The sequence below is a fragment of the Kibdelosporangium persicum genome, from assembly GCF_013280595.1.
Lineage (GTDB): Bacteria > Actinomycetota > Actinomycetes > Mycobacteriales > Pseudonocardiaceae > Kibdelosporangium > Kibdelosporangium persicum.
Genome location: NZ_JAAATY010000043.1, coordinates 1 through 25,974, shown reverse-complemented (window position 1 = coordinate 25,974; position 25,974 = coordinate 1). Strand labels below are relative to the sequence as shown.

Below are 25,974 nucleotides of genomic sequence, written 5' to 3'. Positions count from 1 at the left end.
GGGTGTGACGGGTCATGCAGCGACCCGTCACACCCGTCACGTCGTTGTTTTTCCAGTTCAACGGGGCTTTCTACCCGTCACGGCGGATGGGACAGGTTCGGTCCGCTGTGACGGGTTGTCCCGTGCCCTGTGACGGGTTCGCTCGGCACCGTCGGTCGCGCCATCGTTGCGGGCGGCGGCGCGGATGTCGGCCGTGAAGTACCCGCGCACTTGGCGGACCGTCCCGTCATCGGCCGGGATGCGCTCGCGTCGCGAGCCGCATCCCAGCTCGGCCATCTGCCGACCGAATGCGGTCGGCTCCACTCCTAACGCGTCGATCAGCTCGGCCGTGGGCACAAACGCCCGGCTGTCGATGTCGTCGCCGAGATACGCCACAACGGACGCGAGCGGCTCAGCCAAGCCCACCATCATGTCGGCTTCGTCGCCTGTGCTGCTGCCGATGGCCTTGACCACAGCAGCGTGGTCCAGCTCCAGTGCGGTGTCGTGTCCGGCGGCGTGCCCGGTCAATGTTCCGGCGGCTTCGCGTAGTGCCCGGCCGCGTTGGCAGATGGTCTGCCAGTCGTGGTTGGACATGTAGTAGGTGCGCAGCGTCATCGCCAACACGTCGCCTTGGCTGGTTTCGCCGTCCGGCCGGAGAATCCCGACACCCTTGTGGGAAGCGAGCAGAGTGGAGGCGTCATAACCTCGGGTGTTCATCTGCTCGCCGAGGATGATGTTGGAGTCCCGCCAGTCCATCACCCGCAGCGCGAACCGCGAGCCCAGAACCGCCCGCAGCCGTGACGGGATGGTGTTCGAGTCCGGCCGCTGGGTGGCTGCGATGACCACGATGCCCGCCGCCGGGCCCTTGCGCACCAACCATGTCAACAGGTCTCCGATGTAGTCGCCCAGTTTCACCTTCTTTCCATCGACTTCTACGGTTGTCGTGTCTTCCAACGGGATATGGGCTTCGTCGATGATGACCGCGGTGACCGGCATGTCCACACTAGAGTCGCGGCTGATCGCTGGGGTGATCTTCGATTCCGGGCAGATCTGGTCGTCCAACTGTTGCATCCGCGCGTACCGGCCTTGCACGTCGACTACGAGCGATTCCAGCCACGCCTTGAACATCAGGACGTGGTCGGTGTCGTCGCCGGAGAAGAACCGGTGCGCGCACTGCTCGCACGCCTTCCAGTCCTTGCCGCCCTTGAAATCCGCCACATACAACCGCGCGTGCGGGTCGAGGATCAATCCGGCGGCGGCCAACCGTTCCGCCATAGTCTTGCCATGCCTCGGTAGCGCACCGATCAGCAGCGAGGTCCACACCAGCGGCAGATCAATCCGCCGGTCGCGGGGATCAAGGCCGAACGGCACCGGCCGCCACGCGTCCCACGACTCGACCCGCAGCAGTGGTGTCGGCGGCGAGTCCTTGGCGTACGGGTCGGAGTCGGCTACCCACATCGCCACCCGCCCGGCATGACCACCCGCGCCGCGCACGCGTTCCACGATGAGCTGCACTTCGTCCACGGCGAGCGCGGACGCGAGTGCTTCGCGGTGTTTGATCACGTCGGCGGCTTTGCGGGTGGCCGGGAGATCCACGGTCATCGCCCACCCGTCACCGGAGCGGGTGGCGCGCTCGACCAGCCGCAGGGTTTCGTCCTTGCCGATCAGCTTCGCGTCCCGGAATGCGTCCACGAGGACTTGAGGGTCCATCGTCCACGTCAGCGTGCGCGGCCCGGCCAACGCGGCTTTACGTCCCGGACTGCCGTCCTTACGCCGTCCCGCGATCGCCAACGTGACCGCACCGGCCAGACCGGTGATCCACAGCGCTCGCGCTCCGTAAAGCACGTCAGCCACCAGCATTACGACGACCGCAGCGACCGTGACGGCGGTGGTGACCTTCCAGCGGAACAGCGTCAACGCACGGATGTCCGTGAACTTGTCCGCCAGCTTGGCCGCCTCTTCGGCCGCCGTGCGGTAGTCCCGCACGGTGACCCACCGACGCCACGCCCGGACCACGACCACCACGCCACGCGCCACCGCGCTCAAGAACCGGAACGGGGACCGCAGCACGGCCACCACGGCGTGCTTGAGTGCCTGAACGGCCTGCGCGCGGGACTTGAACGCGCGTGGCACGCGCGGTGAACGCTGCCACCACGACGCCAGCCGGTGCCGCAACGGCGGCCGGAGAACACCCGTTGGAGCGCCACCGTCCACCAGTTCCGCGTCGTACACCGGACCGACATGCACCACGTCGTGAACGTCGGTGTGCACGAGATCACGTGACTCATGGTCGAGTGTCATTGCGGTGCCTCGCTTTCCGGTGTCTCACCAGAGTCAGCAGGCGACTCCAGTTCGGACACCAGCGCAGCCGCCAACCGCGACGACAGACCACGCGAGCACGTGGTGACCTGACGAACCCATGCCGGGGTGACCACCACGCCGGGCTGCCACGCGGCGCGAGCTTCCGTCAAGTAGTCATCGAACAACTTGCGCCGACGTGCGGCCGGTTGACGGGTCGCAGGCGGCTTGTCGGCACTAGGCTCGTGAACAGGCTGCGGTTCGGGTGGCGTGTTCACGACCGCTGCGTTGGTGAACGCCGCCGTGACCGCCTCGGTGAGCTTGTCCCGCAGATCGGTGATCGCCTCCGCCGCGACGAACACCACCAGCGGCGGCACCGAATGCAACACGATCCCCGACAGCGACCCGGCCACATAAGACGACCACGTATTCATCACGTACGTGGCGGCAAGCGTGAACCACTTCGCGCGCCGCACCCACACTCCCGTACTGACCTGGTACCGCGCGGTGACCTGCTCCGCCCGCAGAATCGCCAGCAACACCAGAGACACTGTCGGATCGAGCACCCACGCGGCCAGCCACGGCAAGGACCAAGCGGCCGCTCCAGCGGCGGCGAACTGCTGAACATTGGTCATCGTGAACGCCAGACCGAGCATGATCCCCGCCCAGCACAACCGGTCCACTTGCGCCCGGACCTGCTCCACACGCAACGCGACCACATCCGGATGCGTCTGGTACGCGCGCAACTCCGCCGCTTCGGCCGCGTCCCGCGCCAGTCTTTCGGCACGGTTGCCAGATCGGCCGGCTGGCCGCCCGAAGGCGACCAGCCTTTCCGATCCCTGTTGCTGCGCAACATGTTTCGTGCTCATCGTCGCTCACCGCCGCTTCGCCGGTGTCCATCCATGGTGGACACGGTCAGCGCCTTGGTCAGGACGTACCCGGCGAGCAGATCCGGCACCGCGAGCACCACCAGAAGCAACGTCAGGTTGCCCGGATGCGTGATCACCAGCCACTGCACACCCACCAACAACGCGGCAGTGAACGCCACCCGACCAGCCAACGACACCAGCCGCGCACCGGCCCGCGCCGCCTCAACAGCCGCCCGCGCCCTCTTCGCACCAACTCGCCAAACCAGGAACAACGCGAGCAAGATCCCGACACCAGCGAGAACCTGGTGCGGCGTAAGGCTGATCGTCATGTCGACTCACTCCCATCAGGGTGTTCGCCGGGACGGTCACCACGTGCCCGCCACAGCGGGTAGAGCGCCCGCCGGTCGTCTTCCGGCAACGCACCCCAAATCCCCACCGTGTCCCATCCGTGCAGGCGCAGCTCCCACTCCAGGCACTCGTCCTGAACCGGGCACCCCGCGCAGTACCGCGCCGCCAACTCACGGTCTGGAGTGTCGAAACCGGTCAACACGTCCGCCGGGTCATCGTCGGCCCAGGCCCACATGCACAAGCCATGCGACCGGACAATGTCGGCAAGCGCGTCCGTCGGGACATTCCGCAGCCGATCCAGGCGAGCGGCAATCTCCGCCAACCGCTTGCGATCATCTGGGGTCATTACTGCGCGCCCCCGTTTCGCTGCTCGAACTCCCGCGCCGCGCGACGTTCGGCCGCCATCTGCGCCACATCGACGCAACCGCCCGACTCCGCCGCCTCCGCGAGCAGCCGCTCAATGGCCACCGCCGGGATGACGTACCGGGTCCGCAGGCGAACGGCAGGAAACGCGTCCTCCCTGATCGCGCGGTAGAGCGTGGCCGCGCCGACGCGGAGCATCCGCGCCGCTTCACGGACCGTGTAGAACGCCGGAGGACCGGCGTTGGGCATAGCTGTACTCATTGAAGAATTCCCATCGGGAGAAGTTTGATTGATTTCGCCAACGTGTTGTTAATTTCAACATCGATTGGCACGCAATGGCCCGGCCGCGCCGCCACAAGCGGGGGCAACGAACACTCAAATCACATAGACGCGCTAATCTCGGTTGGCAGGCGGAGCGCGGAGGAATATGTGTCCGAAGATTGGGCGGCAGTCGCGAAGGCCATCAACGATCGCGTGAGCGAACTCGGATGGCAGCAGCGCGAGCTGGCCAAACGGTCGCATGTATCGCAAGCCATCGTCCGCGAACTCCAGCACCACGTCGTTGAACGGCGTCGTAGCGCTCGGACGCTTGAAGCGCTGTCCCTGGCCCTTGGCTGGCATCCCCAGCACCTGGCGGCCGTTGTGGCCGGTCGGCGGCCGCCCGAACTCAGCGAACCTGTCAGCGACGACGGAGACACCATGTGGTCCCGCATGGACGCGCTCGAAGAGCGGTTGAGCGAGGTCACTGATCGGCTCACTGAAATACAAACCGATCTGGCGACAGTGGTCGACTACGTCCGACAAAATCGGAAATAGTTCGTCCGCGGAGGGGGCGGAATGACTGCGTTTCATGTCGAACAGTCAACTTCGATCCCGCTACGCAAACCATGCATCAACAGTGCACAACCAGTGCATCAGCAGTGCAGTTCCGATGCACTTCCCCGATTCAGGGGGTGCCATCGGTGGCCTCGGTAGACGAATGGAATGGCCGGACCGCGTGCGTCCTCCAGGCAGCATTGCGGCTATCGAACGACGCTTTCGCTGCTCATCTGGGTGTCGCTCCTCGAACCGTGGCCACGTGGCACCAGAAGCCAGACCTGATCCCCAGGTCCGACATGCAGCAGCTCCTGGACACCGCACTTGATCGCGCATCGGAGGCCGCGCAGGCCCGGTTCGCGCGACTTCTCGGTGACTACGATGGCCACTCGTCCACTGTGGCCGGTGAGCCACAAGCGCTACGCATCGCCATAGCCGTCGTGGTCAAAGACACTGAAGTCCTCATCGTCTGCCGACGTGGCGACGATGGCGGCGGCATCTCGTGGCAGTTCCCGGCCGGGATGATCAAGCCAGGCGTCCGTCCGGACACTGTGGCAGTTCGCGAAACCCTTGCGGAGACCGGTGTCCACTGCGCAGTCGTCCGTCACCTGGGGAACCGGGTGCACCCCGTCACGAACGTCCTATGTGAGTACGTGCTCTGCGAGTATCTGTCGGGAGAGGCAGAGAACAAGGACGTGGTTGAGAATGTTAGCGTCACGTGGATCGACAAAGAGAATCTGATCCGCTTCATTCCAGCCGATCGAATCTTTCCGCCGGTTCTAGAAGCCTTGGAGGTCCCCAGTGAGTGAAGCGACTCCTGACAGTCCGCGTCCCGCGATCGCAGCGGCGGTTATCGTCAAGAGTGGAACATTGCTGCTCGTCCGGCGGCGGGTCAAGGAAGGCAGTCTCTCCTGGCAGTTCCCAGCGGGTGAAGTCGAATCCGGCGAATCAGGCAGCGAAGCCGCTGTACGCGAAGCCTTCGAGGAAACCGGCCTGACTGTCTCTGCCGACAAGGTCCTTGGCGAACGTGTCCATCCGGCGACCGGTCGCACGATGGTCTACGTCGCGTGCAGCGTCGTCTCAGGCGATGCGCACGTGAAGGACGACGAAGAGCTCGTCGAACTCGCTTGGGTCAAGCGCGACCAACTGACCGAGTATGTCCCGTACCCGTTCTACGAGCCCGTCCAGCAATATCTCGATGAAGTCCTTACGGCTTAAGGGAAGCGCAAAGCCCCGGCCTGAACCCGCCGGGGCTGTTCCGCGTCTACCAGTCCGACTGCAACAGATCGGCCAGTCGCTCACGTACTACACCGGAGTGCAGCAGCTCCGGTAAATCGACTCCACCGACCGACATGCGTGTACTGGTCACCTGGTCTATGTGCTCCGCCGGTAGTTCGTCGAGAATCTTGATCGCACGAACCGCCCATTCCTTGGCGACCTTGAACGGATGCTGACCACTGCCGTCGTACTCCGTCCTATGTCGACACGCCAATGCATAGGCAGTCTCCGCAGCCGCTCGCTTGTCCGTGAGTAACTCACGCTCGAATGTTGCTTCTAGCTCTTCGAGTGACACAGGTCGGCTGCTCATGCAATCGACTCACATATCGTGTTTGAGGTCAGTAAGCGAACTTCTCCACGAGTGTCTCATACTCGAAGAGCTCACCTTCACCGAACCACAAATCAACCTCGTAATTTGCCTCGTCCGAGTTACCGGACGCGTGTACGAGGTTCATGACCGCTTTGCCGCTGGCTTCCGACGATGCTTTGGTCTGATGCGCAAAGTCACCTCTCACGGTTCCCGGAGTCGCAAGGTTCGGATACGTAACTCCTATGACCTGACGAACCTTCGCTACAGCGTCCACACCTTGCAGAACCAGGGCGATCACCGGCCCACTCTGCATGAACTTCGCCGTCGTGTTGTAGACCTCCGCTCCGAGACGTTCCTCAAGATCGAAGTAGTGCTTTCGAGTGAAGTCGGCGTCAAGGTGCGCCATCTTCACACCAACGATCTTCAACGCAGCGTCCTCAAACCGCGTAGTGATTCGTCCCACGAGCCCGCGAGCAACAGCGTCAGGCTTTAGTAGGACGAGCGTACGCTCTACCCCCAAGGACGTCGAATCATCCATGCGTGTTCCTCTTTCTAGTAACCGTCTAGAGGAGCTAGCTCCCGATTACACAAGGTATACTTCACTTCGAACTGACAGAAATTTGCTTCGGCCAACGACCTTTATCTGTATAGCGACTCAGCCTGCGATTAATTTCGTTCGCCCACTCAACACTCTTCGCTAGGACGCTGGTGTCGCTTGTGCCCACCGCCTTTGCCGCAGCCTCGCGGGCTGTAATTACCCAGTCTTGAACCTTCTTCAAGAATGTGTCATCAAACACACTCAGATCGATCTTAGCCAAAGCTTGCGCCCTAGGCCTTGACGAGGTGAGCGCAAAAGCAGCTGCCGCACGCGCAAGGTGAAATCGAATATTCGACCTATCATGTCGACCGCTTGCGACGCCCAGTCGCGATAGATAGCTATCAACCATTCTCACTACTTGCAAACAATTATAATAGGCATCCAACGGAGTCTTGTCGCTAAACACGCGTTCGTACAATTTTCCGCGCACAAGCGATGAAGGCATGCCCCGAGCAGTGTTAGGTTGCTGGAGCAAGATCGACCCTACGGCCTGAGCAAGTTCGAGAACTTCGACTATGTCAGCCCGAGGTTTTCCAAGGTTTTTGTAGTGATTCTTCTTACGCTCGTAATAGAGGTTGTGCCGCTGAAAATATTCCTCTATATCACGTTGAAAAGGTTCGGCGGAGCGCAGATTCGCAGCCGAAACTAGATTCTGACTGTTGGTTGCCTTGATAATCTGAGAGGCCACCGTGTCGTCCTGTGTCTCGATAACTCGGACCAGAAGTTGACGAACCTTCCCTTCTTGCGCAGCAGCCGAGCTAGCTTTGCTTTGCCGAGTTAGATTGTGAAAGTACTGATAGATAGTCCGAGAGGTCTGCAGTCCATTCACAATCTGCGGATCCTCGATGTCGAGTCGCTTGCCAGACGGCTGCAGTCTCTTGCCAATAACCGTCACACCATTGTTTAGCCACCAGAAGTCAGCATTAGCGGCGTCACCTTGCCGGAGCGAATCAGATATCCCTCTATTTACAACGGTGTAGCCTTCATAGTCTCGCACATTCTCTTCAAAGATCGCGTCTCGAAGCCGACGTTCCTCGTCAGTAATGAAATCGAAGTAATCAGAAAGGCTGACAAGGCAAATGAGACCACCCTTCTCTGGCGACATGGGGCTTTCCGAAAGACGCAGCGTCAAAGTGGAGGATTTCCGCTCACGCGCCAAGGCGTTCAAAGCTGCCGCGCCGACTAGATCGACGTCGACTGTTGCGTTTGGAAACTCGTTTCCTATGACAGTTCGAAGACGGCCCACCTTCGCTTTCACTTTATCATTTGGCGGATCAGCCGCCTTGGTCGCATACCTAACGGAAACAACTAGCTCAGGCATCCGATCGGCGGCAGCAAGGTAGACAGCCCGAAAAGACTCGAATCGTTCCCTTACGCGAGCATTGAACTCTTTCGCAAGGTCGGTCTTCGGGTCAAGTTGCAATAGAAGTGGAAGATGATCGAGGAGTTTCTGGATAGCGACTTCCTTGAAACCGCTTTCCAATTTCGCTTGAATTACTTCAAGCTCAATCTGGGGCGAATCACTGACAACGATATCCGACGGATCCTCTACCAGGCGGCCGTCGACAAATACATATACTGCATCAATTCCTCCGTCGTCAGCACCTTCTACAATGCCGTCTTCGATCTGGCGACTAGACAAGTTCCGCGACCGCAGTACGGTGTCGATAGAACTGATAAGAAAATAGTCTTCGTTTGATATTTCCGGGTAAGTGGTCGCTTTGCGCTGACTCAGGCGAGTCGTTAGTAGCAGGACTTCGTTGGGTATAGCTGAAGTGGGCTTTGTCGCCACCTGGTCGCATCTCCGATCGAAGGCGTATCGTCATGATCAAAATGAAGGGCTCTGACTATTGTGACGCCTCTCACGCTCTCGCATGACGCGACCCCCATGTAGAAGTTCGGGACAGTGGCGTGGTGCGGGTCGTGGCGCGAACTGGGGACCAACCGCGGCTCTGGCGACCGTGGTGCGAGCTGACGTGTCACGAATGCCCAGGTAGAGACGGTCAGTGTAGCAGAAACACGCATTCCTAAACGTGTGTCGCAGGTTCGATTCCTGCCGGGGGCACTCGTCTTTCACCGGGCGAAACGGCCCCCTACCAGCGGAAACGCCGGTAGGGGGCCGCTAACGTGTTCTCCGGCCGAGACCGGCCGAATCCGGCTGTCCGTTCCGAATACGTTCCAGGCGACGACTATCGGGACAACGGAAGGGTGCGGGCGTGAAACCGGTACGAGGCACGGGTACTGAGCGGGCCGCCGAAATCCACAACAGTCCACCGACTACTGAGCGGTCTTCTCCGCGGTGAGCCGCCGTTGGCGGTAGGCCAGTGCGGCCACGAACAGTCCCAGGCCCCAGAGCGGCCAGAGGGTTTCGGGCATGTTGGTCACCCACTTGCCCTCGACGCCGGTCCCGAAGGCGAGGCGGATGTACATCACGCCGGCCGACGTCACGAGGATCGCCACGATCGTCGCCGGGACCACCGCGAGGTTGACGGGCACGCGCTTGCCGGCCAGGCCGATCATCCAGCGCGGGAAGCGCTCGCCCCAGGGCCGCACGAGACCGACGGTCAACAGCGCGCCGACCGCCCCGAGGCTGGCGAGGGCCGCCCCGGCCAGCCAGAGGCCGCTCTCCAGGCCCTCGCGGTACATCTGCTCCTCCAGGCCCAGGCTCCAGCCGAGCGCCCACGCCCACCGGGTCGCGCAGTAGATAAGCGGGACGACGACGGCGACGACCACGGCGGGTTTGCCGAAGCGGACGAGGTCCGGCTCGCCGCTGCGGCGGCCGTACCGCAGCGCGGTCAGCGCCCACCCGATCCCGGCGAGCAGCAGCAGTGTCAGGTTCGCACCCGGCCACTGGATCAGCTCCCCCCATCCGGCGTTCCGCGGGAAGTCGAAGAAGGTCTTGCTGACCGCCAGGATCGGCGCGTAAGCGACGATGGTGAGCGGGCGGTAGTCCTGGATCACGAACATCAGACCGACGGCGTAGATCCAGGCCGGGACCATCAGGGCGTACCGCCACCTGCCTAGGCCGACGCCACGCGCCATCAGCAGGGCGACGACCCCGCCGAGGAAGCCCAGAACCGCGATGATCGGCCCGGCCGCCTCGGGTGTCGACAGCCCCAGCAGGTTCGCGTGGATCGCGTCGGTTCCCGCGTCGACCATGATGGGATCACCGACGCCGAAGGGGTAGGCCCTGCCGGTGAGGGCCCAGAACAGGCCCGCGAAGCCGTACAGGAACGAGAAACCCGCGGTGAGGTATTCGATGTTCTTCCGCATATCCACAGCCTGGTGAACAGGAGCGTGGAGGCACATGTGCCGACCGGCGCATCCCCGGACGCCTCGCCGGCGTCGATAGGCAATTCGGCACATCGCGGGCTTCCGCGGCCGCCGCCTAGGCTTGTGATCATGCACCTCCGCCGTGCGGTCGCCGCGGGCGGCGTGCTCGCCCTCGGTATGGGGACGCTGCTGGTCCCGGCCCCGCTCATCGACGTCGTCACGCCGGTCGCGCTCTGCCTCGAACTAGCCGTCCTGCTCGCCCTCTGGCCCCGGGCGCGGGCCGCTCTGCCGTGGATGGCCGGAGCCGCCGCCCTCCTCTCCATCACCGTCACCACGATCTACCTCGTCGTGCGGCCGGGCGCGTCGAACGAGGGCCAGGGCCTGTGGGTCCTGCTCGAATCGGCCCTCCTGGCCGTCCACGTGTACCTGGCGTTCCGCTGGTCGCCGCCACGCGCCGCGTTGACCGGCGGCGGGGCCGCCGTGCTCGCACTGGCCCTGACCGTGCAGCGGTACCTGCCGCCCGGTGCGATCGTGGAGGCGGTCGCCGGGAGCCTCATCTGGCTGGTCCCGGGCGTCGTCGCCGGTCTGGTCGCCTGGTACCCGCGGCACATGGACGAGCTGCGGGACCGGGCCGTCGCCGAGGCCCGCCACACCCAGCGCCTGGACCTGGCCTCGGACCTGCACGACTTCGTCGCCCACGACGTGAGCGAGATCGTCGCCCAGGCCCAGGCGGCCCGCATGGTCCTGGCCGGTGACGACCCCCGGGTCGCCGAGACCTTCGGGCGCATCGAGACCGCGGGGCTACGCGCCCTGGCGTCGATGGACCGCACCGTCCACATGCTCCGCGACCCGGGCGGGGCGGCCCGCGCGCCCGTTGGCGTCCTCTCCGATCTGCCCGAGCTGGTCTCGCGCTTCTCCCAGGGCGGCGTGCACGTCCGGCTCGACGCGACGCCAGCCGAGGTCCCGCGCGAGGCCGCCGCCGTCGCCTACCGCATCGTCGTGGAGGCCCTCACCAACGTTCGCCGCCACGCGCCCTCGGCGTCCTCTGTGGACGTCACGGTCGCGGTGGACGACCGCGTCCTGCACGTCACCGTCGCGGACGATGGCGACGGGGATGCCCGACCGAGTGACCGGACGCACGCGGGCCTCGGCCTGACCGGTCTCACCGAGCGCGTGGAATCCCTGCGCGGCACGCTCACCGCCGGTCCGCGGGAACCCCGCGGCTGGGTCCTGTCCGCACACATCCCCTTGGACGGCCGATGATCCGCATCCTGATCGCCGACGACCAGGAAGGCATCCGCGCCGCCTTCCGGATGGTCCTCGACGCCCAACCCGACTTCACCGTGGTGGCCGAGGCCGCGAACGGCGAGAGCGCCCTCGCCCAGGCCCGGCACCTCAAGCCCGACGTGGTGCTCGCCGACATCCGCATGCCCGGCCTGGACGGGTTGGAGCTCACCAGGAAGCTGGCCGGCCCAGGCGTCCCCGACCCCCTGCGCGTCATCGTCGTCACCACCTTCGACCTCGACGAGTACGTCCACACCGCCCTGCGCGACGGGGCCTGCGGCTACCTGCTGAAGCGCTCGGGACCGACGCTGCTGATCGAGGCGGTCCGCGCGGCGGTGGCCGGGGACACCCTCATCAGCCCGCAGATCACCGTCCGGCTGCTCAAGCGGATGATCCCCGCCGTCCCTCCCCCGCCGGAACGCGATCCCCTGAGCGAACGGGAACTGGAGGTCGTGCGCCTGGTCGCCGAGGGCCGCACCAACGCCGAGATCGCCGCGGAGCTGTTCATCAGCGCCGGGACCGTGAAGAACCACCTCGCGAACGTGCAACGCAAGCTGGGGGTCGCCAACCGGGTCGGCATCGCCGCCTGGGCCTGGGCGACGGGACGGTCGGAGCCGCAGGCGGGACGGTGACCCGGACACGGCCGTCGTGGAAACGCTGACCGGCGAGGAGACGACCTCGGCTCGTCCTTGTCGGACAGCCCGATGTCGCGCGTTCGTCGGTCAGCGTCGTCATGTTGCCGGACGCAACTGCCGCACACTCGCCGGGCCGTCGACGGCGCCGCGGGCGATGCGGTTGGCGAGCTCTTCGAGCCGTTCCTGGGTCGTGCGATCCGCCGGTTGGTACACGACGACACGGGTGCGCGGGTTCTCCTCGACCAGCATGGTGATGGCGCGCACGTACAGGCTGCCGACGTGCAGTGACCGGATGCGCTTCACTCGTTCAGGTTCGGTGGACACGTCCGCCTGGTCCCACAGGCGCACGAACAGCGGTGACTCCTCGCGGAGCCGATCGAGCAACGGCGTCCACGCCGGATCCGTGACCGACTCGCCGTAGTACGCCCGCAGTTTGGCCACGACGGCTGCGCACTCCTGTTCGTGGTCGGAATGTCCGGCGATCCAGTCGGGGTGCGTGAAATGCAGGTAGGCGCAGTTGCGGTCGGCCGCCGGCAACGCCTCCAGGTCGTCGATCATGAACCGGAACGACGCGTTGTAGGCCAAGGGCTCGAACCAGGGATTCATCACCACCGCGGGCTGCGGAGAGAGGCTGTCCAGCAGCGCCTGCAACCGGCCACTTGCCCTGTCGGGGCTTGAGGGTTGTTCTGCGCCGGGGTGTCCGCCTAGGAGGAACAGGTGCCGCCGCTCGTCGCTTGAGAGCCGCAACGCGTCCGCGATCGCGGCCAGCACCTCCACGCTGGGCTGGACGTCACGTCCTTGCTCAAGCCACGTGTACCAGGTGGACCCGACGTTCGCGAGAACTGCGACCTCCTCGCGGCGCAGTCCCTTCACCCGACGCCGGCTGCCGCCAACGGGCAGACCCACGTCCGCGGGCGAGAGCCTGTCACGCCGTGCGCGCAGGTACGCGCCGAGTTCGCGAGAACGTACGTCCGCCATGGCAACGATCGTTTCACAGCGAGACAAGATCACGCTGGTGGTCCGAGCACCAGCATCACGGCACTCTGGGTCGTTGTCCGCCAGCCGCGCAACGTGAGTGCGTGCAACGGACTTGGCCGGTCTTCATCGCGGCATTCGGTGCTACGTACACGTTCAGCGTCGGTAACGTGACCGCCCCGCGCCTCGGACCGGAACTAAACGCCGGTCGTGGCGAAGTCGCGCTCGTGCTCGCCGCTTTCGCGGTGTCGTTCGCGGCCGGGCTGATCCTCGCGGGGCGCCTCGGCGACCGGTATGGCCGCCGGCGGCTGCTGCGCATCGGGCTTCTTGCGCTCGCGCTGACGTCGGCGCTGGCCGCTGCGGCTCCCAGTCTCTGGTGGCTGGTCGCCGCCCGCCTCCTGCAGGGTGCCGCCTCGGCGATCGTGATGCCCCAGACGCTGGCGATCATCCAGACCTCGGGCGGCGCGCCTGCCCAGGCACGGGGACTCGCGGCGTTCACCGCGAGTTCGGGGGTTGGGACCGTGGCGGGCCAGGTCGTCGGCGGCCTCGTCATGGGGCTCGGCCTCCCCTTCGCAGGATGGCGAGGAGCCGTCCTGACCTCCGCGATCCCCAGTGCGGTGGCGTTGCTGGGCGCGCACCGGCTGCATGTCCATCCGCCGAACAGCACCGAACGGCCCGACCTCGGCGGCGCGCTCGGGGTGGGTGTTTCGCTCCTGGCCCTGGTCGCCGGGCTGTCGCTCGGCCCGGCAACGGGCTGGACGTGGTGGACACCGACGCTGGTGGTACTGGGCTGCCTCGGGTTGTACGGCTTCTGGCTCGGCCAGGGCCGGCGCGAGCTTGCGGGACGTCCGGTTCTCGTCGCACCCTCCAGCCTGCGGCTGCCCACGCTTCGGCTCGGCCTGCTGATGGCCGTGCTGCTCTTCGCCGGCTACGGCGCGTTCAGCTACGAGTACTCGATGCTCACCCAGGTCGGCCTTGGGTTGACGCCGGTCCAGTCCGGGCTCGCACTGACCGCGTTCGCGGGAACCTTCGTCGTCGCCGGGCTTCGTATGCCGCGCATCACCGCGCGATTCGGCGACCGCACGATGGAGCTGGCCGCAGGACTGCTGACCGTCGGTCTGGTACTGCTCGGCCTGACGTCGTGGTTCACCCAGGGCAAGGGCGCCGCGATCTGGATCGGCTGCTTCCAAGTGCTCGGCGTGCTCCTCGGTGCGGCGCAGGCAAGCCAGTACGGCCCCCTCGTCGGGACGGTCATGGCAGCGGTGCCCCATCGAGTCGCGGGCCTGGCCGGGGGTCTGTTCACGACGGCGCAACAGGCCTCACTGGGGCTCGGCATCGCCACCATCGGCGGGGTCTTCGGAGCCCTCGTCCCCATGCTCGGCTGGGAACACGCCTTCGCGGTCGCTCTCGGCATACAGGTGGTCACCACCGTGCTGTTCTGGGTTCTCGCGCGGCGGCTCCGCAGCGGGCCGCACGGCTCCAGCACCCTCGCCCGGGGCGGACAGCACAGGACGGAGACGCTCGATTGACCAAGTCTCCACCGTCGGGCGCGGGTTCGATCAGGGCAGGCCCGATCACATTCCCGCCCAGGAACTCCCCAACCAGCAAAGGAAACATCAACCGTGATCAAGATGATCATCACGCTGAAGCGTCGCGAAGGCATGACGCACGACGAGTTCAAGCACTACCAGCAGAACATCCATCGTCCGCTGCTCATGTCCATTCCGGAAGCGAACCAGTACATCCGCCGGTTCGTCGTGTCGTACCCGATTCCGGCGCCCCGGTACCCCGAACCGGTATACGACTCGGTGGTCGAAGCTTGGTTCGACACCATGGCCGACCTCGAAGCCCTGTTCTTCAGTGACAACTTCCTGAGGATCGTCGACCCGGATCACGAGAATTTCATCGACCTGTCGACGTTCGGGCGAGTCATCTCCGAAGAGGACGTGGTCATCGACCGTCAGTAGGGGCTGTACGTCAAGCCGTCGGAGCCCGAGGACGATGGCCTGACAGCAGGCGGCGCGTCCGGCGCATCGGTGTGCGAGCCGATTGCACACCGCGACGCGACATCGCGCCGCTTGCATACCTCCGCGTCGAACGCCGTGCAGGCCCGGTCACCCGGCTCCGCGGTGACCACTCGTCCACTGTGGCCGATGAACCGTCAGCGCTACGCATCGCCATAGCGGTCGTAGTCCAAAGAGGTCTGCCGACCTGGTGACGATGGCGGCGGCATCTCCTGGCAGTTCCCAGCTGGTGAAGTCGAATCCGGCGAATCAGGTGGCGAAGCCGCTGTGCGCGAAGCTTTTGAGGAAACTGCCGCTGCCACGGCTCCCCACGCAGCACCTGCGCCAATTCGTGAGGTCGCCTCGTGCGACGAACTCGTGCTTGCGTTCGAGCGCGCTCTAATTCATACCGTCGTCGGCATGACGAACTCAGATCGCAGTCCGACCGCCAACCGCCGGACCATCCTGACCAAGGGTGTGCTTGTCGGCGCCGGTGCTCTCGGTGCCACGGTGGGAGCGGCGGCGCCGGCGTCGGCAGAGACCGACCGTTACGCCCGTGGCATGGCGGTCCTGCGCCGGATCTCCGGTGAGCGCGGCCCCGAGGTCATCGAGTCGCTGCGGGACATCGCCCCGGACCTCGGCCGCTACATCGTCGAGTTCGCGTTCGGCGACATCTACCCCCGGCGGGGACTGGACGCCCAGGAGCGACAACTGCTGACCATCGGGGCCCTGGCCGCGCAGGGCGACACCGCGCCGCAGCTCAACTTTCACCTCGACGCGGCGTTGCGGGTGGGCGTGCGCCCCGTGGAGATCATGGAGGCGCTGTTCCAGATTGTTCCGTTCATGGGTTTTCCCAGGGCACTCAACGCGGTGACCGTCGCAAGGGAGGTCTTCACCGAGCGCGGGATCACCTTCGAACCGCCCGTGCAGACCGACCAGCGCGACCGCTACGAACGCGGCGAGGAGAAGCTGGTGGAGATCGACGGGCAGCACGGGCTGGACGTGATCGGGTCGCTGCGGGACATCGCCCCGGACCTCGGCCGCTACATCGTCGAGTTCGCGTTCGGCGACATCTACTACCGGCCGTGGCTGAGCCCGCCGCGGCGGCAGTTGGTGACCGTCGGCGCGCTGACCGCCTTCGGGGACACCGCACCCCAGCTTCGGGTGCATCTGGCCGCGGCACTCAACGTCGGGCTGAGCCGCGCCCAGGTGATCGAAGCCCTCATCCACGTCGTGTCCTACGTCGGTTTCCCCCGGGTGCTCAACGCCATCACCGTGGCCAGGGAAGTGTTCGAGGAACGGCCGCATTGACCCCGGAACGGCTTGCGACACCTACGGTCATGGCATGAACGACACAAGCACGCGGTCCATCGCGGAGACGGCAGAGCTGACCGGGCTGACCGCACACACGTTGCGGTACTACGAACGGATCGGCCTGCTCGATCCGGTCGACCGCGGCCCGGACGGCCGCCGCCGCTTCCGGGACGCCGACCTGGCCTGGCTCGGCTTCCTGACCCGCCTGCGCGTCACCGGCATGCCCATTCGGGACATGCGGAAGTTCGCCGAACTGCGCCGGGCCGGCGACGTGACCACACCAGCCCGCCTGGAACTGCTGAGCCGCCACCGGGACACCGTGCGCCGCCGAATCACCGACCTCGCCGACTGCCTGGACGCGCTGGACAGCAAGATCGACCACTACCGGACGCTGATCACCAGCACCACCTCCCGAAGCTGACCGGCCAACCCGCCCGAGTCCGCGCCGCTCTCCGCAACATCCCCGAAGCCCCACCCGAACACTCGCCAAAGCCTGAACCCCGCCGTCACACATCGGCCCGCCGTGGACCGACGTGTGACGGCGGGGTTCAGTGCTATTGACCAGGACAACTGATCACCGTCATCGCGAAGCCCTGACGAGCCGTGCGTGCTCGCCCAGCGCGTAAGCCCCTTCGGCACGGTTGACAACTTATCTAAGTTAAGCCAGGCTTGCGGATGTCAATTTAACGTAGTTAAGGAGCTTCCGTGCCGACCACCGATCCGAGTCCCTCGACGGCGAAGATGCTGTCGGTCCACCAGCGTCTTGCCACGTCCGGCGCTCGTAGCGTGCACGTCTTCCGCGTCGGCGACAGGCTGCATCTCGTCGTCCCCCAACTGGCCGAGGATGTGCCTGGCCAGCCCCCCAACATGAACGGCGGCAACGCCGACGTGGACGCCCTGCTCTACCACTGGGAAGGGGGACAGTTCGTCGAGCGCGACCGCCTGCCCTCCCCGAGCGGAGAGGACGCGTTGAGCTTCCGCAGTGGCGGAACGACCTACCTGGCCTTCGCGAACCTCCGAACCGGAAAGGGCCCTTACGAAACCGACGTCGACTCGCTCATCTACCGCGAGGAGGACGGGAAGTGGATCGTCGACGAGACACTGCCCACCTTCGGCGCCAAGCAGTGGCACCACTTCTCGATCGACGACCGCGAATTCCTGGCACTGGCCCAGGGTCTGACCATGCCTGGCCTCACACCGCGGGGCCACGGACGTTCGGTCATCTTCGAGCGCGTCGACGGACGGTGGCAGGAGTTCCAGGTCCTGGGCGGGCGCTGGGGTTACAACTGGGCCTACTTCCGCGTCGACGGACACCATTTCCTGGGCTACGCCGACCAGGTCTCGCCCAGTGTCGTCTACCGCTGGGACGGGAACTCCTTCATGCCGTACCAGACGTTCGGCGAACGTTTCGGCCGGAGTTTCCTGCACTTCTCGCAGGACGGCGGGGAGTGGCTGGCCTTCGCGTGCATCAACGGCGATTCGACGCTCTACCACTGGAACGGTGAGCTCTTCGAGCCCCACCAGTCACTCGGCGGCCCCGGCGGCCGGGAGTTCGAACTCTTCCGGCACGGCGACGACCTGTTCCTCGTCCGTGTCTGCTTCATCCAGGGAAAACCCCCTGTCGCCAAGACCGATCTGATGTCGCAGCTGTACAGGTGGGACCACGGCAAGTTCGAAGTGGTCGAGGAGTTCCCCACTTTCGGCGGAACCGACGCGAGCTTCTTCGAGGCCGACGGCCGCAGCTTCCTGGTCGTCGCCAACAGCCTCACCCCGGACGTGCGGTTCCGTCAGGACAGCATCGTCTACGAAGTCTCATTCGACCACGCCTGACCTGCACCGACAGGGAGAAATTCGATGCGATACCAGCCCAACTCGCACTTCATGCGGCTGTTCGAGCTGTTCACCTCCGCTCCGGACAGCATCGGCCAGAAACTGCAGCGGCAACTGGGGGCGGCCCACTCCGACACACCGCTGCTGGTGGCGACGGGCACCGACCTGGTGCTGTTCCCGGGCGGTGGCCGCCCACCCGCGACCGTCGACTTCAGAAAGGGCACCCGGGGATTCTTCGAGATCACCGCGGTCTCCCACCTCGGCCTCGCGATCCCTTACTTGGCCCGGCTGCGGGAACTCGGCGACCGCGGCTGCAAGGCCGACGCCAGGGAGCTCATCGCGCAGTGCCGCGTCGTCCAGGATTTCAACTCCGTCTCGTACTGGCGTGACGAGGTCGCGGTCACCGCGTGGCGTGGGCACGAGGAGAAGATCACCGATCTCGTCGACTACACCTGTGCGACCACCGCGGACTACCTGGAACGCGCGATCAAGGACCCGGAGCTGCTGGACTTCGAGTACCTGCGCACGAACCTGCTCGAAGGCGACGGACCGAACGCGGTCCCCGTGCCGTTCAACGACATGATGGCGGCGACGTTCGCCCTCTCGGCACTGGATTCGGTTCACCGGACCTTGAAGTGGCTGCACGAGCAGCCCATCGACTGGGCTCAGCTGATGGTGATCGTCGCCGGTCGTGCCGGGCGCTTGAGCGCCGGCCTGACCTGGCAGACCAACAACGTGTGCCCGCTGCTGTACGAAGCGTCGGACCGGAAGCTCGACCCGGCGCGGCTGATCATCGCCCCGTTCGCGCCGACCGTCGAACTCGAGGAGCTCGCCGACAGCGAGGCCTGCGCCCGGGCCGAGGCGCTGTACCGCAGGATCTGGTACAGCTCCCTGTCTTCGGTGGAGATGAGCCGTCTGATGTGGCCGGACTACCCGGCCTTCGAGAAGAGGATCGATCCGGCGCCCGTGGTCGACGACGACACCGAAGTGGTCAACGCCATGCCGGTCGTCCGGTCAGTCCACGACAAACGCGCCATCGTGACCCGGCTTCGCTACGTCATGGAGGATCCGGCCGCACAGCTCGCGACCGCCGGCATGCAGTTCGTGCTCGACCAGTTGAGCGCCAACGGAAACCGGCCCGAACTCGTCGATCTTCCGGGGTTCACCTACACCACCTACCCGGTCGGGGCGCGGAGGTAGCACTTGCCCGCGCCGGAGCGGTCGGGGATCGTCGGACGAGCGGTGGGTGTCGCTCGCGGAGTTGTTGCGACACCCCCTTTTCCGGCAGTCTGTGGCCAGGGCGAGTTCGCGCAAGGTGACCGGCTCGTGCGGGCACGCCGGGGAGATCGGCGAGAGTGTGCCGGAGGCGTTCTCGGAGCCGGTGGCCGGCGAGGGGTGGCCATATTCTTGATCGACATGTCAGCGCCACGGATGAACGCCGCAGACCGGCAACCCGTAGGCGCGAAAACCGATCAAGAAAGCGAGTAGGCATGCACTTCACCAGCACCCGCACTGTCGACGACGCGTACTACGACGAACTGACGATCCGCACCAACGCCGAGCAGGGCGTGGTCGAGGTCTCCGGGAAGCAGGTTCCCACGGTCGTCCTGCGGCGTTCTCCGGATGCGGAGCTGAACAAGTTCGTGCCGATCGGCTCCAGGAACGCCGACCACTTGACCATGTCGGTCGACGGCGTCGAGGCCGAGTTGCGACCTGGGCCAGGAAAACTGACTCGTCGCTCGCACCGAGTCGAGCTGACTCTCGCCGGAACACGCTACGAGTTCACGCCGGACGACGATGACGCCACGCAGCTCAGGCGGAATGGCGCCACGATCGCCTCGTTCCACATGGATGACGACGGTAAGTTCACCGTGCACTGGCTGGCCGAGCGCGACGACTCGCAACCCGCCGACGCCGCCATCGGATACGCCTTGTCGGTGGGCTTCCGCACCGGCGCCAAGGGGGTCTTCACAGTGCTGTTGAACGGCTCCGAGAACGTGCCGTGGACGCCCTGACCTCCGAACCTCGCTGACCGGCTGACCGTGGCGGGCTGACAGGCACGCCGTGGATCAACCCAGCGATGCCGTCGCCGTGCGCAGATCCTGCAACGCGGCCAGCGCATGATGCGCGAAGTCTTTAGTGTCATCACGATCGGCTTCGGACCACTGGGCGTACCCCCGCTTGAAGGCAAGGACGCCCATCTCCGCCGCGAGATGGGCGGTCGGGTCGGGGACGCCGCGGGCGATCAGCGCGGCGGTCATGGCAGCAGCGAGGCCGACGGTCTTGAGGGCGTCGCGCTCCTGAAGCTCGGCGCTGGCGGCCACGGCTGCCTTCAGACGGGGGCCGAGTGCACGGTTCGTCGGCCCCATGGCGCTGGATGCGCGTTCGAGACCGGCCGCGACCGCATCGAGCGGGGTGGCGTCGGCGGGCGCCTCGGCGATCCCTTCGGTGAGCAACCGGCTCAGGGTCTCCTGACCGGCCACCAATATCTCGCGCTTGTCGGAGAAGTGCCGGAAGAAGGTGCTCTTGGTGACGCCGGCGCGCTCGGCGATCTGCGCCACCGTGGTGGCGTCGTAGCCCTGCTCGGTGAACAGGTCGACGGCCGCGACGATGAGTCGGTGGGTCGTCTCCGGTTGCCATCGGGCCATGACCTCATCATAGGTGATGGGACAAAGGTCCCGTCAGCCTGTAGAGTGATGGGACAAAGGTCGCATCACTAGGAGAGTCCTGTGCACGTTTTTGTCACCGGTGGTACCGGCACCATTGGCTCGGCCGTCGTCGCCGAACTGCTCGCCAACGGTCACACCGTTCTCGCGCTGGCCCGCTCGGACAAGTCCGCGCAGGCCCTTACGGACGCCGGAGCCCAGGTGCTGCGCGGACAGCTGGCCGATCTCGACGTCCTGCGGGCTGGTGCCGCGCAATCGGACGGCGTGATCAGCCTGGCCTTCGGCAGCGACTACAGCACCGCGGAGGCGCTGGCCCGGTCGATCGTCGAGGAGAGCGCCGCCATGGCCGCGCTGGGTGAGGAGCTTGTCGGCAGCGATCGTCCGATCGTCACCGTCTCCGGCACACCTTGGGCGCCAGGCCGTGCGTCCACCGAGGCCGATCCACTGCCGACCGACGGACCGGTCGCCGGTCGCAGCCGTTCGGTCAATGCACTGCTGGATCTGGCTTCCCAAGGTGTTCGCGCTACGGCTGTGCGCATGCCGCGTACGGTTCACAACCAAGGCAAGGGCGGATTCGCCGGTCTGTTGACCGATCACGCGCGCCGCACCGGCGTGGTCGGCTACCCCGGCGACGGCACCCAACGCTGGCCGGCCGTGCACGCGCTCGACGCGGCGGTGCTGTTCCGGCTGGCACTCGAGTCGGCACCGGCCGGGACGGCCTGGCACGGCGTGGCCGACGAAGGCGACGCGGTTCGTGACATCGCGACGGTGATCGGCCGACGCCTCGGCCTGCCGGTCGAGACTGTGCCGGAGGAGAGCTTCGGCCCGTTCGGGCCGATCTTCGCCACCGACCAGCCGGCTTCCAGCACCCACACCCGCGAGGTTCTCGGCTGGCGGCCCACGCACCCCAGCCTCATCGCGGACTTGGCGAACATCCAGCCCTGAGACTTCCCTGCCTGCCGTAGGGAACGGGCCCGAGAATGCCTTGGGACCGCAGGTCACCCGGCAGCACGATGCCCGGAGCCGATCTTGTCCAGTTCGGCCAGGTCGTCATCGGAGAGCCGGGTGCCCGCGCCCGCGACGTTCTCGGTCAGGTGCGCCACCGACGAGGTGCCGGGGATGAGCAGGATGTTCGGCGATCGCCGCAGCAGCCAGGAAAGGGCGACCGACATCGGTGTGGTGCCCAGCCGTGCCGCGACAGCCGACAGCACCCTGGACTGCAACGGGCTGAAACCACCAAGCGGGAAGAAGGGCACGTAGGCGATGCCCTTGCCGGCGAGCTCGTCGATCAGCCGATCGTCATGCCGGTGGGCGAGGTTGTACATGTTCTGCACGCACACGATCGGTGCGATCGCCTGGGCTTCGGCGACCTGGTCCGTGGTGGCGTTGGAAACGCCGAGGTGCCGGATCAAGCCCTCTTGTTGCAGCTCGACCAGGGTGCCGAACGCCTCGGCGAGCGAGCCGGGCTGCGTGCCCTGAGCGTCACCGAGCCGGAGGTTGACCAGGTCGAGCCGGTCGAGGCCGAGGGTTTCCAAGTTCTCGTGGACCGCGTGGCGCAGATCCGCGGGCCGCCGGGCCGGGGGCCAGCCACCCTGCTCGTCGCGCCGCGCGCCGACCTTGGTCACGATGTGCAGCGATTCGGGATAGGGATGCAGTGCCTCGCGGATCAGCTCGTTGGTGACTCGCGGGCCGTAGGCGCCGGACGTGTCGATGTGGGTGATGCCAAGGTCGACGGCCTTGCGCAGCACGGCAATCGCGCCGTCACGGTCGGCAGGCGGGCCCATGACCCCGGGGCCCGCCAACTGCATGGCGCCGTAGCCGAACCGGGTGACGGTCAGATCGCCCATCGACCAGGTGCCACCGGGCAGGGAAACAGCGGGTGCGTCAGTGCTCATGCCGTCGATCTTCGCTGGCGGACGGGCGAGGCGACCAACATCAATCCGGTGGCCTGTGATACTCGCGAGGTATTACAGCGAGGTAGGCTGCTGTGGCGTGGACACCTTGGAGACCCGCGAGTTGCGATACTTCATCGCGGTCGCCGACGAACTGCACTTCGGCCGGGCAGCCGAACGCCTCGGCATCGCCCAGCCCCCGCTGTCCCGGGCGATCCAGCAGCTCGAACGCCGCCTCGGCGTCACCCTGCTGGAGCGCAATCGCCGCGGCGTGTCGCTGACCGGCGCCGGGGAAATCCTGCTGCAGGAGGGCCGCGCGGCTCTCGACGCGACCACCGCCGCGGTCCGCCGCACCCGTCGCGCCGGCGGCGCCGGCAGTCCGGGCGAGTCCCGCGACCGGTTGGTGCTGGCGGTGAAGGCGGGCGCGTTCCACGAGCTGCTGAACAAGCTCCTCGACGCCTACGCGGCCGAGCCCGGCGCCGCCGAGATCGAAGTCCTGCCCAGCGGCATGTGCGAACAGGAAGCGATGCTGCGCGACGGTCGCGCCGACGTGGCGCTCATGCACGCGCCGTTCAACTCCCTCGCCGGGTTCGACAGCGTCGAACTGATGACGGAGGGGCAGGTGGCGATCCTGCCCGCGAGACACCCCCTGGCCGCGCGCAAGTCGTTGTCCCTGGCCGAGATCGCGGACGTGCCCGATCTCCCGCTGGCCCGCTGGCCCAGCCACGACACCTACCCGCCCGGCCCGGGACCCGAGATCCACGACCAGACGCAGCTGGCCCACCTGATCGCCCTCGGCCGCACCATGGCGGTCTACCCGGAGTCCGCCCGCACGTGGCTGTGGGACGAGCATGCCGCCGTCCCCCTGAGCGACGCCCCCGTGGTCACCACCCACATCGCTTGGCCCGCGCACAGCCGTTCCCGCGTGCTGGCCGGGCTGGTGCGGACCGCCTCGCAGCTCTGACCCGCCGAAGCGGTCCTGAAAACCTGTCGCACACTCAGCGCTGGACCGGCGGGCAGGTTCCGGTGGACGCACCAATCGAGTTGATTTCGACATTCGGCCGCGAATCATCCGCATAGTCGTACAAATTCGTACACAACTGACCCGGCTTCCCCGGCCCCGGCGGCGTATTCCCACCGGCCCGCTGGACCGGCGGACAAGTCCCGGTGGACGCACCAATCGAGTTGATTTCGACATTCGGCCGCGAATCATCCGCATAGTCGTACAAATTCGTACACAACTGACCCGGCTTCCCCGGCCCCGGCGGCTTGTTCCTTCCGGCCTGCCTCTGCTGCGCTTGTGCCTGAGTGCTGCCCGGAGTGGCGACACGCTGCGGCGAAGCGGTCGCCGTGGAACTGCCCGGCGATGCCGCCGTAGAGGTGGGCGTCGTAGAGGTGGGCGTGGCAGCGGTGGGCGTGGCAGCCGTGGAAGCCGGTGGCGGACTGCTCGCGGTGTTCGACGACTGCGTGCATCCGGTCAGCAAAGCTCCGGTCAGAACAGCTCCCGCCGACAGCAGAACGGCCGCGCGGAATTTTTGGAGTGATTGCGGAAACATCGGTCATCCCCTGCTTTCGGTCACGGCTGGCGCGTTTTCTTCTTTGCTCGTAGGACGCCCCGTTCGTGGCCGGGTTGCTTCGCTTTCGGGCATTGCCCGAAGAGACACGGGAAGTTGCCCTCGTCGCCGCAGCTCACCCCTCGTGAGTGTTTATCGGCGTTCTAACCCTGATCCACCGGTGAATGTGTTGGTGGTGGGTATGTCGTAGACGGGCAGGTGCCCTCTGAGCTGGGATGATTGTTCTTGTCTAGGGAACAAGCCATCACAGAAGAGGGCACCTGTTAAGTGAAAGCATCGCATACCCGTGGTGGGATTGACGCGAGGTTCGACCATCCGACGTTGGTGTCGCAGGCCGGGCTGGTGCCGGCGATGCGATTAGCGCAGGATGCGGGCCTGTCTGAGCTGGCCGATAGGCATGTCCGGCTGGGTGGCTCGATCGGCGCCAACGCCGGCGCGAAGATCGCGTCGATCGTGGCGGGCATGGTCTGTGGCGCGGACTCGATCGACGATCTGGACGTGATCCGCCATGGCGGGCTGCCGCTGCTGTTCGACGGTATCAGGGCACCGTCCACGCTGGGCAGCTTCCTGCGGTATTTCGGCATCGGTCACCTGACCCAGTTGCAGCACGTGGCTCACGGGGTGCTGGTCAGGCTGGCCGCCCAGACCCCGCTGCTGCCCGGCGTCGATCAGCTGGCCTTTGTGGACATGGATTCCAAAACCCAGCAGGTGCACAGCAAGAAACAAGGTGCCGCGTACGGGCACAAGAACCTGTTCGGCCTGGACTACCAACTCATCACGCTGGGCACCCCGCTGGCCGCTCCGGTGATCCTCGACAGCCGGCTACGCGGCGGCAACGCCCACTCCGCCCGCAACGCCGCCAGCCTGCTGCGCCGCTCGCTGACCACCGCCCGAGCCTGCGGCGCGACCGGCCCCATCCTGGTACGCATGGACTCGGCGTTCTTCAACGGCGAGGTCATCACCGAGGTGATCACGGCCGGCGCATGGTTTTCCATCACCGCACGCCACAGCGGCAACGTCACCGCCGCCATCCACGACATCCCCGAACCACACTGGCAACCGGTCACCTTCGCCACCCCCATCCGCGACCAGGACACCGGGCAGCTGATCACCCACGCCGAGATCGCCGAGACCAGCCTGACCGTTCTCACCAACATCACCCGGCACCCCACCGGACCAGCCACCCTCCGGCTGATCGTGCGCCGCGTGCCCATCACCACCCCGCACACCGACCAACAACCACTATTCCCCGCTTACCGCTACCACGCCATCCTCACCAACTCCCCACTCGAAAAGACCCAAGCCGAGGCCTGCCACCGCCAACGAGCCGGCAGCATCGAACACGTCCTGGGCCAACTCGCCACCAGCACCCTGACCCACTTCCCGTCACACGCCTTCATCGCCAACGCCGCCTGGCTGATCCTGGCCACCATCACCCACAACCTCCTGCGCGCCACCGGCTGCCTGGCCACCGGACGCTTCGCCCGCGCCCACACCACCACCCTGCGCCGCACCCTGATCACCGTGGCCGCCCAACTCACCCGCCAAGCACGCCGCACCACCCTGCGCCTGCCCACCCACTGGCCCCACCGCAACGCCTGGCTACTGCTGTTCGACCGGGCACACTCCCCACCCCCACTCCAGCATTGACCACCCACCAAGGCACCCC

Annotated in this window: 27 protein-coding genes and 1 pseudogene; 16 read left to right on the top strand and 12 right to left on the bottom strand. The window is 65.9% G+C overall.

The annotated features are described in order from the left end of the window. Positions 1 to 57: 57 nt before the first annotated feature. The 5 genes from GC106_RS42375 to GC106_RS42355 are packed head-to-tail and all read right to left on the bottom strand — an operon-like array spanning position 58 to position 4,118. Complete coding sequence (locus tag GC106_RS42375) at positions 58 to 2,280, bottom strand: cell division protein FtsK (protein ID WP_246368076.1); 2,223 nt, start codon at positions 2,278 to 2,280, stop codon at positions 58 to 60. Beyond that, on the bottom strand, positions 2,277 to 3,146 hold the full coding sequence (locus tag GC106_RS42370; RefSeq protein WP_246368074.1) for a hypothetical protein: 870 nt from the start codon (positions 3,144 to 3,146) through the stop codon (positions 2,277 to 2,279). The genes GC106_RS42375 and GC106_RS42370 overlap by 4 nt, the downstream gene beginning before the upstream one ends. Then, the gene (locus GC106_RS42365) at positions 3,143 to 3,475 is read right to left on the bottom strand and encodes a hypothetical protein (RefSeq protein WP_173141846.1); all 333 of its coding nucleotides are present in this window, start codon (positions 3,473 to 3,475) and stop codon (positions 3,143 to 3,145) included. Before GC106_RS42365 ends, GC106_RS42370 begins: the two co-directional genes overlap by 4 nt. Then, positions 3,472 to 3,840 (bottom strand): WhiB family transcriptional regulator, encoded by a 369-nt coding sequence (locus GC106_RS42360; RefSeq protein ID WP_173141845.1) that lies wholly within the window; start codon positions 3,838 to 3,840, stop codon positions 3,472 to 3,474. The genes GC106_RS42365 and GC106_RS42360 overlap by 4 nt, the downstream gene beginning before the upstream one ends. Beyond that, on the bottom strand, positions 3,840 to 4,118 hold the full coding sequence (locus GC106_RS42355) for a helix-turn-helix domain-containing protein (RefSeq protein WP_173141844.1): 279 nt from the start codon (positions 4,116 to 4,118) through the stop codon (positions 3,840 to 3,842). Before GC106_RS42355 ends, GC106_RS42360 begins: the two co-directional genes overlap by 1 nt. 168 nt (positions 4,119 to 4,286) lie before the next feature. Between GC106_RS42355 and GC106_RS42350 the strand changes: the two genes are divergently transcribed. From GC106_RS42350 to GC106_RS42340, 3 genes are all read left to right on the top strand, one after another. Beyond that, positions 4,287 to 4,673 carry an XRE family transcriptional regulator gene (locus GC106_RS42350; RefSeq protein ID WP_173141843.1) on the top strand — a complete coding sequence of 129 codons (387 nt, stop codon included), beginning with the start codon at positions 4,287 to 4,289 and terminating at the stop codon, positions 4,671 to 4,673. A gap of 299 nt (positions 4,674 to 4,972) precedes the next feature. Continuing rightward, positions 4,973 to 5,482 carry an NUDIX hydrolase gene (locus tag GC106_RS42345; RefSeq protein WP_217281641.1) on the top strand — a complete coding sequence of 170 codons (510 nt, stop codon included), beginning with the start codon at positions 4,973 to 4,975 and terminating at the stop codon, positions 5,480 to 5,482. Next, the gene (locus GC106_RS42340) at positions 5,475 to 5,891 is read left to right on the top strand and encodes an NUDIX hydrolase (protein WP_173141841.1); all 417 of its coding nucleotides are present in this window, start codon (positions 5,475 to 5,477) and stop codon (positions 5,889 to 5,891) included. Before GC106_RS42345 ends, GC106_RS42340 begins: the two co-directional genes overlap by 8 nt. Before the next feature lie 46 nt (positions 5,892 to 5,937). Here GC106_RS42340 and GC106_RS42335 read toward each other — a convergent pair whose 3' ends face one another. The 4 genes from GC106_RS42335 to GC106_RS42320 form a co-directional block, all read right to left on the bottom strand. Then, positions 5,938 to 6,246 carry a hypothetical protein gene (locus tag GC106_RS42335; protein WP_217281640.1) on the bottom strand — a complete coding sequence of 103 codons (309 nt, stop codon included), beginning with the start codon at positions 6,244 to 6,246 and terminating at the stop codon, positions 5,938 to 5,940. A 43-nt stretch (positions 6,247 to 6,289) separates the two neighbouring features. Beyond that, a complete protein-coding gene (locus GC106_RS42330) occupies positions 6,290 to 6,799 on the bottom strand; it encodes a nucleoside-diphosphate kinase (RefSeq protein ID WP_173141839.1) in 510 nt (169 codons plus the stop codon). Positions 6,800 to 6,860: 61 nt separating this feature from the next. Beyond that, complete coding sequence (locus tag GC106_RS49590; RefSeq protein ID WP_173141838.1) at positions 6,861 to 8,651, bottom strand: AIPR family protein; 1,791 nt, start codon at positions 8,649 to 8,651, stop codon at positions 6,861 to 6,863. 485 nt (positions 8,652 to 9,136) lie between these two features. After that, positions 9,137 to 10,132, bottom strand: coding sequence for a hypothetical protein (locus GC106_RS42320; protein ID WP_173141837.1), 996 nt, complete (start codon positions 10,130 to 10,132; stop codon positions 9,137 to 9,139). A gap of 129 nt (positions 10,133 to 10,261) precedes the next feature. Here GC106_RS42320 and GC106_RS42315 point away from each other — a divergent pair, with 129 nt between their 5' ends. After that, positions 10,262 to 11,395, top strand: coding sequence for a sensor histidine kinase (locus GC106_RS42315; protein WP_173141836.1), 1,134 nt, complete (start codon positions 10,262 to 10,264; stop codon positions 11,393 to 11,395). Continuing rightward, positions 11,392 to 12,048, top strand: coding sequence for a response regulator (locus GC106_RS42310; RefSeq protein ID WP_173141835.1), 657 nt, complete (start codon positions 11,392 to 11,394; stop codon positions 12,046 to 12,048). Before GC106_RS42315 ends, GC106_RS42310 begins: the two co-directional genes overlap by 4 nt. A gap of 99 nt (positions 12,049 to 12,147) precedes the next feature. Here GC106_RS42310 and GC106_RS47235 read toward each other — a convergent pair whose 3' ends face one another. Next, a complete protein-coding gene (locus tag GC106_RS47235; protein ID WP_217281639.1) occupies positions 12,148 to 13,029 on the bottom strand; it encodes a helix-turn-helix transcriptional regulator in 882 nt (293 codons plus the stop codon). On the opposite strand from GC106_RS47235, the gene GC106_RS42300 reads away from it, so the two are divergent. The 8 genes and pseudogenes from GC106_RS42300 (at position 12,984) to GC106_RS42265 (ending at position 20,188) form a co-directional block, all read left to right on the top strand. After that, positions 12,984 to 14,555, top strand: coding sequence for an MFS transporter (locus tag GC106_RS42300; RefSeq protein ID WP_312873328.1), 1,572 nt, complete (start codon positions 12,984 to 12,986; stop codon positions 14,553 to 14,555). The genes GC106_RS47235 and GC106_RS42300 overlap by 46 nt on opposite strands. A 102-nt stretch (positions 14,556 to 14,657) precedes the next feature. After that, positions 14,658 to 14,993: an EthD domain-containing protein gene (locus tag GC106_RS42295; RefSeq protein WP_246368088.1), complete on the top strand. Its 336-nt coding sequence runs from the start codon at positions 14,658 to 14,660 to the stop codon at positions 14,991 to 14,993. A 261-nt stretch (positions 14,994 to 15,254) separates the two neighbouring features. Next, positions 15,255 to 15,332 (top strand): annotated as a pseudogene (locus tag GC106_RS49090) (NUDIX domain-containing protein); the annotation flags it as partial. 117 nt (positions 15,333 to 15,449) lie between these two features. Next, the gene (locus GC106_RS42285) at positions 15,450 to 16,340 is read left to right on the top strand and encodes a carboxymuconolactone decarboxylase family protein (protein ID WP_246368072.1); all 891 of its coding nucleotides are present in this window, start codon (positions 15,450 to 15,452) and stop codon (positions 16,338 to 16,340) included. Between the two features lie 34 nt (positions 16,341 to 16,374). Then, a complete protein-coding gene (locus tag GC106_RS42280) occupies positions 16,375 to 16,764 on the top strand; it encodes a MerR family transcriptional regulator (protein ID WP_173141831.1) in 390 nt (129 codons plus the stop codon). Positions 16,765 to 17,048: 284 nt separating this feature from the next. Next, on the top strand, positions 17,049 to 18,173 hold the full coding sequence (locus GC106_RS42275) for a hypothetical protein (RefSeq protein ID WP_173141830.1): 1,125 nt from the start codon (positions 17,049 to 17,051) through the stop codon (positions 18,171 to 18,173). A 24-nt stretch (positions 18,174 to 18,197) separates the two neighbouring features. Further along, a complete protein-coding gene (locus GC106_RS42270; protein WP_173141829.1) occupies positions 18,198 to 19,373 on the top strand; it encodes a DUF5624 domain-containing protein in 1,176 nt (391 codons plus the stop codon). A gap of 290 nt (positions 19,374 to 19,663) precedes the next feature. Further along, positions 19,664 to 20,188 (top strand): hypothetical protein, encoded by a 525-nt coding sequence (locus GC106_RS42265; RefSeq protein ID WP_173141828.1) that lies wholly within the window; start codon positions 19,664 to 19,666, stop codon positions 20,186 to 20,188. A gap of 54 nt (positions 20,189 to 20,242) precedes the next feature. On the opposite strand, the gene GC106_RS42260 is transcribed toward GC106_RS42265, so the two are convergent. Then, positions 20,243 to 20,821 carry a TetR/AcrR family transcriptional regulator gene (locus tag GC106_RS42260; protein WP_173141827.1) on the bottom strand — a complete coding sequence of 193 codons (579 nt, stop codon included), beginning with the start codon at positions 20,819 to 20,821 and terminating at the stop codon, positions 20,243 to 20,245. An 81-nt stretch (positions 20,822 to 20,902) separates the two neighbouring features. Between GC106_RS42260 and GC106_RS42255 the strand changes: the two genes are divergently transcribed. After that, positions 20,903 to 21,784, top strand: coding sequence for an SDR family oxidoreductase (locus GC106_RS42255; protein ID WP_173141826.1), 882 nt, complete (start codon positions 20,903 to 20,905; stop codon positions 21,782 to 21,784). A 53-nt stretch (positions 21,785 to 21,837) separates the two neighbouring features. On the opposite strand, the gene GC106_RS42250 is transcribed toward GC106_RS42255, so the two are convergent. Beyond that, complete coding sequence (locus GC106_RS42250; RefSeq protein WP_281368779.1) at positions 21,838 to 22,734, bottom strand: aldo/keto reductase family oxidoreductase; 897 nt, start codon at positions 22,732 to 22,734, stop codon at positions 21,838 to 21,840. Positions 22,735 to 22,831: 97 nt separating this feature from the next. Here GC106_RS42250 and GC106_RS42245 point away from each other — a divergent pair, with 97 nt between their 5' ends. Then, the gene (locus tag GC106_RS42245) at positions 22,832 to 23,695 is read left to right on the top strand and encodes a LysR family transcriptional regulator (RefSeq protein ID WP_312873325.1); all 864 of its coding nucleotides are present in this window, start codon (positions 22,832 to 22,834) and stop codon (positions 23,693 to 23,695) included. An 877-nt stretch (positions 23,696 to 24,572) separates the two neighbouring features. Beyond that, positions 24,573 to 25,955 (top strand): IS1380 family transposase, encoded by a 1,383-nt coding sequence (locus GC106_RS42240; protein ID WP_312872492.1) that lies wholly within the window; start codon positions 24,573 to 24,575, stop codon positions 25,953 to 25,955. Positions 25,956 to 25,974 lie beyond the last annotated feature (19 nt).